General features: G+C 70.5%; 5 protein-coding genes. All 5 read right to left on the bottom strand.

Annotated elements, in window-relative coordinates:
* Nucleotides 1-64: 64 nt before the first annotated feature.
* The 5 genes from thrC to IAE58_RS19335 all read right to left on the bottom strand — a co-directional run bounded on the left by thrC (nt 65) and on the right by IAE58_RS19335 (nt 6,104).
* The gene (gene thrC / locus IAE58_RS19350; RefSeq protein ID WP_199934673.1) at nt 65-1,351 is read right to left on the bottom strand and encodes a threonine synthase; all 1,287 of its coding nucleotides are present in this window, start codon (nt 1,349-1,351) and stop codon (nt 65-67) included.
* 29 nt (nt 1,352-1,380) lie between these two features.
* Nucleotides 1,381-2,295, bottom strand: a complete 915-nt coding sequence (locus IAE58_RS19345) for a homoserine kinase (protein ID WP_199934674.1) — start codon at nt 2,293-2,295, stop codon at nt 1,381-1,383.
* Nucleotides 2,292-4,796: a bifunctional aspartate kinase/homoserine dehydrogenase I gene (thrA, locus tag IAE58_RS19340; RefSeq protein WP_199934675.1), complete on the bottom strand. Its 2,505-nt coding sequence runs from the start codon at nt 4,794-4,796 to the stop codon at nt 2,292-2,294. The genes IAE58_RS19345 and thrA overlap by 4 nt, the downstream gene beginning before the upstream one ends.
* A gap of 84 nt (nt 4,797-4,880) precedes the next feature.
* Nucleotides 4,881-5,015 carry a hypothetical protein gene (locus IAE58_RS20060; protein ID WP_267908100.1) on the bottom strand — a complete coding sequence of 45 codons (135 nt, stop codon included), beginning with the start codon at nt 5,013-5,015 and terminating at the stop codon, nt 4,881-4,883.
* A 138-nt stretch (nt 5,016-5,153) separates the two neighbouring features.
* Nucleotides 5,154-6,104, bottom strand: a complete 951-nt coding sequence (locus tag IAE58_RS19335) for a DMT family transporter (RefSeq protein WP_199934676.1) — start codon at nt 6,102-6,104, stop codon at nt 5,154-5,156.
* Between the last annotated feature and the right edge of the window lie 256 nt (nt 6,105-6,360).

Genomic DNA, 6,360 nt, shown 5'->3' with positions numbered 1-6,360 from the left:
CCCCCCCCCGCCCCCCCCCCCCCCCCCCGCCGGGCCCGCCGCCCCCCCCCCCGGCGGCGCTTGATCAACACAACAACACCTCGCGCAGCGCGTGGTAATCGGCTGGCAACGGCTCGGCATGCGCCGGGCGCTGCAGCAGCGCATCCAGCGCCGGTGGCACCGCCACCGCTTCACCGATCAACGGCTCCACCACCGCCTCGAACTTGGCCGGGTGCGCCGTGGCCACCACCGCCCAGTCACCCTTGGCACCACGCACGCGCAGATCGCGCAGCACCTTCACTGCCGTGGCCGTATGCGGGCAGAACAGTTCGCCATGGCTGGCATGTTCACTGGCAATGGTCGCGCGGATCGTCACATCGTCCACGCTGAACGCACGGAACGCGGCGCGCAGTTCGGCGTCATCGTCGTTGTACAGCCAGCGCAGGCGCTCGAAATTGCTGGGGGCGCCGACGTCCATGGCATTGGCCACAGTAGCCACGCTGGCCTGCGGCTGGTAATCGCCGCCGTTGAAGTAGGCCGGCAGCACTGCATTGGCATTGGTGGCCAGCACGATCTGCCCGATCGGCACCCCCAACGCGCGCGCCAGCACCGCCGCCATCGCATTGCCCAGGTTGCCGGTCGGCACCACCAGGTTCAGGCGGCGCCCGCTCTGCGCGTGGTGCACCAGCGCGGCATGCGCGTAGTAGCTCATCTGCGGCAGCAGACGGCCCAGGCTGATGCTGTTGGCCGAACTGAGCGGCACCTGCGCCTGCAGCGCGGTGTCGGCCAACGCCTGCTTGGCCATGGCCTGGCAATCATCGAACGAACCGGCCACGCGCAGCGCCTGGATGTTGTCACCGAAGCAGCCCAGCTGGTGTGCCTGGCGCGGTGAGACGCGGCCGTCGGGATACAGCACCACCACGCGCACGCCCGGCTGCTGGTGGAAGGCCGCGGCCACGGCCGCACCGGTGTCGCCGGACGTTGCCACCACAATGGTCAGATCGCGGTCCTTGCCGGCCTGCAGGCGCGACAACGCACCGGCCAGGAAACGCGCACCGATGTCCTTGAACGCAGCCGTGGGCCCATGGAACAGCTCCAGCACATGGTCGCCATTGCCGAGCGCGCGCAGCGGCACGGGGAAGTCGAAGGCCTGTTGGCAGATTTCCGGCAGCGCATCGGCCAGCGCATCGCCGGCGAAGAACGGTGCCAGCAGATCGGTGGCGGTATCGGCCAGGGTTGCGCCGGCCTGCAGCACACGCGGCGACGGCAGGCGCTCGGGCACGTACAGGCCGCCATCGGGCGCCAGCCCGGCGGCGATGGCCGCACTCAGGCCAACGGCCGGTGACTGGCCGCGGGTCGATACGAATTGCATCACGTCGGTTTCCAGAAGGGGGGAAGGATTCAGCACAGGTGGGCTCCCGGGGCATCCAGCGGCGAGACCCAGGCCTCGCTGTCCAGGCCGGCGGCCGCAAACGCGGCACGCACCGGCGCCGCCGCGGCCCGCGCGCGGTCGGCATCATCGAACCAGGCGAACACGCTGGGACCGGCACCGGAAATGCCCGCGCCCATCGCCCCCGCCGCCAGTGCCGCCTCCTTGGCGGCATCGAAACCGGCTATCAGGCCGGCGCGCCGCGGCTCCACCAGCACATCACGCAGGCCGGCCCGCACCAGCTCCGGATCACTGCGATGGCAGCCGCTCAGTACCAGGGCCAGGTTGGCACTCTGCGCAACGAACTCGCCCAGGGCATAGCTGCCCTGCAGCGCCTGCCGCGCACGCCGCGTTTCCAGCACGGCCTGCGGGTGTACCAGCAGGCTGTGCCAACTGGCCGGCACCGGCACCGGCACCAGCCGGTCGGCGGTGCACAGCGCCAACCCGCCCAGCAGCAGCGGGCCCACGTTGTCGCCGTGGCGGCCGCCACTGGCCACCGCTTCGCCATCCAGCGCATGCGGGTACAGCGCTGCGCGTGGCAGCGGCGAATCCAGCAACGCGTTGGCCGCCACCAATGCAGCCACGCACGAGGCCGCCGAACCGCCCATGCCCGAGCCGAACGGAATGCCCTTGTCGATTTCGATGGCGAAGCCGAAGTCCAGGCCCAACGCTTCACGCAGCGACATCAGCGCAGCGCCGGCGGTGTTGCCTGCAGCGTCCAACGGCAATGCAACTTCGCTGCCGCGGATCGCATCGATGCGCACCAGCGGGTCGGCGATGCGGCGCACGGTTACCGTATCGCCCACCCCGGCGATGGCGTGGCCGAGGATATCGAAGCCCACGGCCACGTTGGCCACCGAGCCCGGCGCGAATGCACGTGCGATCACAGCCGCGCTCCTTCACCGGCAGCCACGCGCAGCAGGTCGGCGAAGACACCTGCGGCGGTCACTTCCGGGCCAGCGCCCGGGCCCTGCACCACCAGCGGGTTGTCGCAGTAACGGCGGGTACGGAACTGCACCACGTTGTCGGTCAGCCGCAGGTTGGCAAAGGCGTGCTCGGCCGGCAGCTCCTGCAGGCCCACCGACGCACCATCGGCGCCCAGCCGCGCGACATAGCGCAGCACTGCGCCACGCTCGCGCGCGGCCTGCAGGCGGGCCAGCAGTTCTGCATCCGAGTCGCCCAGCCGCGCCATGAATTCGTCCACGCTGCCCGCGCGCAGGGCCGCCGGCACCAGGCTTTCCACCTGCACCTGTTCCAGGCTGAGTGCGTGCCCGGCCTCGCGGGCCAGGATCACCAGTTTGCGCGCCACGTCCACGCCGGACAGGTCATCGCGCGGGTCCGGCTCGGTGTAGCCCATCGCGCGCGCCTGCGCCACCAGTTCCGAGAACGGCTGGCTGCCGTCGAAACGGTTGAACAGCCAGGCCAGCGTGCCGGAGAAGATGCCTTCGATGGCCAGCACTTCATCGCCGGTATCCACCAGGTCGCGCAGCGTGGTGATGACCGGAAGGCCCGCGCCCACCGTGGCTTCATAGCGGAAGCGCGCGCCACTGGCCGCGGCCGCCGCGCGGATGCGCTGGTAGCGCGCCAGCGGCCCGGCCCCGGCCTGTTTGTTCGGGGTGACCACGTGGATGCCGGCAGCCAGCCAGTCGGCATAGCGCTCGGCCACTTCGGCACTGCCGCTGCAGTCGATCACCACCGCATGCGGCAGGTGCGCGGCCAGCAGGTGTTCGGTGAAGGCATCCAGATCACTGGCCTGGCCGTTTTCCTGCAGCGCGGCACGCCAGTCGGCATGCAGCACCTCCGCTTCCAGGCGCATGCGCGACCGCGAGGCCAGCGCACGCACGCGCAGATCGACATTGGCCTTGGCCAGCAGCTGCGGCCGCGCGGCCAACAGCTGGTCCAGCAAGGCTGCACCCACGTTGCCCGGACCGATCACGCCCACCGCGAAGGTCTGCGGCGACAACCAGAACCCCGCATGCGCGGCGCGCAACGCACGCGGCGCATCGGCGCTGGACACGGCCACCGAGATATTGCGCTCGGACGAGCCCTGGGCGATGGCCAGGATGTTCACCTGGGCGCGGCCCAGCGCTTCGAACAGGCGCGCGGCCACGCCCGGCTGGCCGGCCATGCCGTCACCCACCGCGGCCAGCACGCTCACCTCGTCGCTCACCTGCACCCGCTGCACCTGGCCCACCGACAGTTCGTGGGCAAACCCCTGCAGCAGCGCCTCGCGGCCACGCGCCGCCTCGGCAGCGCGCACCACGCAGCAGATCGAGTGTTCCGACGACCCCTGCGAGATCATCACCACCGACACGTGCGCCTGGCGCAGCGCGGAAAACACGCGCTCGGCGGTACCCGGCACGCCCATCAGGCCGGTGCCTTCCAGGTTCAACAGGGCCAGGCCGGGGCTGAGCGTCAGCCCCTTCACCGGCCCACGCGGCGAGCGCTCGGCACTGATGCGCGTGCCCGGATGCAGCGGCTGGAAGGTGTTGCGGATGATGATCGGCATGCCCAGGCGGATTGCCGGCGACATCGTCTGCGGGTGTACTACCTTGGCGCCGAAATAAGCCAGTTCGCAGGCTTCGTCGTAGCTCAGCGCTTCCAGCTGCACCGCCTCGGGCACCAGCCGCGGATCGGCCGACAGCACGCCGTCCACATCCGTCCAGATATGCAGCTCATCGGCGTTGAACAAGGCGGCGAAGATCGCGCCGGAATAGTCGCTGCCGTTGCGGCCCAGCGTGGTGATGCGATCCTGGCGGTCACGTGCCACGAAACCGGTGGCCACCACCCGCGCCTGCGGGTGCTGCAGGCGCCAGTTGGCCAGCCGGTCGGCGCTGGCCTCCCAGTCCACGTCCACGCCCAGTTCGCCGTGCCCGACCACCAGCACGTCGCGCGCATCCAGCACCGCGCAGTCCTCGCCCAGCGCCCGCAGGTGGCTGCCCAGCAACTGCGCGGAAAACACTTCGCCCAGGCCCTGCACGCGGTCCAGCACCTCGCGCGGCAGTTCGCCGATCACCGCCAGCGCGGCCAGCACATCGGCCAACTGGTCAAAGCGCGCGTCGATCCATTCCACCGTCTCGCCCACCTGCTCGCCCAGCAGCGCCACGGCGGCGCCGCGGTGCCGCGCACGCACCGCATGCCAGGCATCGCGCCAGCCCGCGTCGCCGCGGGCGGCCAACTGGGCCAGTTCGATCAGCGCATCGGTCACGCCCTTCATGGCCGACACCACGGTGACCTGCAGGGCTTCGGGGCGAGCCAGCAGCAGACCGGCTACGTGGCGATAGCGCTCGGCATCGGCCACCGACGTGCCGCCGAACTTGTGCACGACAGTGGAAGGCGCGGCCAGATCGAGGTGGGCAGCGGAATGGGCGGGGGCGTTGGCGGACATGCAGACCTCATTGGGAGGCCCCGTCGCATGCAGGTGTCGAGTTTCCCCGCCACCTGGATGGTGCGGGGCCGTGGTTTTCGGGAGTTACACGAAGACGACGGGCCGCACCAGGGCAGTGGTGACGGTGGTGGTGGTAATGGTGGTAATGGCGACCGGCGCAGTCGAGCCGCCCGCAGTAGCGGGGGCGATCAGGCTGGCAAGGGCGGCATCGAGAACCATGGCGCACAGAAAACACCGTGCGCTGGGGCGCTGTCAAGTGTTGCAGCGCAAAATCTCTCTGCGGCGATCATCTGCCAACGTGCCGCCATTTGGTTGCATCTGTGACGAAGCGGCGATCAGGACGCGCACGGCGCGGAATCAGCCGGCATGTTCGGCGATCGCGCGCGGCGCACGGTGCGCGTGTGCACACAGCAGCACCCCGGCCACCAGGCAGACAATGGCCAGCGCCTCCAGCAGGGTCGGCCAGCGCCATTGCCAGGCGAACGCATACAGCAGCGCAAACAGCGTTTCGAACACGATCATCTGCCCGGTCAGGGTGAGCGGCAGCAGACGGCTGGCGCGGTTCCAGAAGGCATTGCCGATCAGCGAGGCAAACACCGCCACGCCGGCACTGATGCTCCAGAACAGCGTCCACTGCGCCGGGCTGTGCGCCGCGCTCTGGCCGGTGAACGCCATCGGCACCAGCAACAGGGCCAGGCCGCCGGTGGTCACACCAGTCAGCATGGACCAGTCATGGCTGGAAAGATCTGGCCGCCGTGCCAGCCAGCGGCTGTTGCCCACCGAATACACCGCCCACGAGAACAGCGCACCAAACGCACACACCAGGCCCAGCACGCGCTGCCGCCACGGCGTGGCCAGATGTTCGGACATCAGCGCCTCCCAGCCCACCAGGATGACCCCGAGCACGCACAGCCCCAGCGCCGGCAACAACTGCTTCAGCGGCACCGCACCCTGCTCGCGCACACCCACCAGGGTCACCACCACCGGGATCAGCCCGACGATGAGCGAGGCCGCCGCACCACCGGCCCACTGCACGGCGGTAGCCAGCAGCAGGAAGTACACCAGGTTGCCGGCCAGGCTGAGCCAGAGCAGGCCCCGCCATTCGGCGCGGCCCAGTTTCGGCGCCAGCCGCTTCCAGCGCGGCAGCAGCAGCACCAGCGCAATCAGGCCGTAGACCAGATAGCGGCCGGCCGACAGCTGCAGCGCGTTGAACGTACCCAGCACGGCAGGGGCGAGGAAGACCACGCCCCACAGCGCGCCGGCAGCAACGCCATTGGCGATGCCCAGGGCCATCGGGTTGTTGCGCATGAACACATCGTCGGGGGAAGGACAGGCCGCGCAGTGTAGGCGGCGCCGTCGTGCGCGTCTTGACCGAGGCTACTGCCCCACCCCGTCGCGGCGGCGCGTGCCCCACCCAACGGCGGTTGCCCCGGCTTTTCGTAGCGTCGAGCTTGCTCGACGGCTGTTGCCCTGCTCTTCGTAGCGTGGGGGGGGGGGGGGGGGGGGGGGGGGGGGGCCCGCGGGGGCGGGGGGGGGGGCGGGGGGGGGGGGGGGGGGGGGGGGG

Origin of the sequence: Stenotrophomonas sp. S49, from assembly GCF_016624905.1 — a bacterium.
Taxonomy (GTDB): domain Bacteria; phylum Pseudomonadota; class Gammaproteobacteria; order Xanthomonadales; family Xanthomonadaceae; genus Stenotrophomonas.
Note: the sequence above shows the minus strand (reverse complement) of the source record. Positions and strands in the feature narration are given on the sequence as shown.

Bases quoted from the DNA above. Each gene is read 5' to 3' on its own strand.
- thrA (WP_199934675.1), bottom strand. From the start codon at position 4,796: ATGTCCGCCAACGCCCCCGCCCATTCCGCTGCCCACCTCGATCTGGCC.
- IAE58_RS19335 (WP_199934676.1), bottom strand. From the start codon at position 6,104: ATGCGCAACAACCCGATGGCCCTGGGCATCGCCAATGGCGTTGCTGCC.
- IAE58_RS20060 (WP_267908100.1), bottom strand. From the start codon at position 5,015: ATGGTTCTCGATGCCGCCCTTGCCAGCCTGATCGCCCCCGCTACTGCG.
- thrC (WP_199934673.1), bottom strand. From the start codon at position 1,351: ATGCAATTCGTATCGACCCGCGGCCAGTCACCGGCCGTTGGCCTGAGT.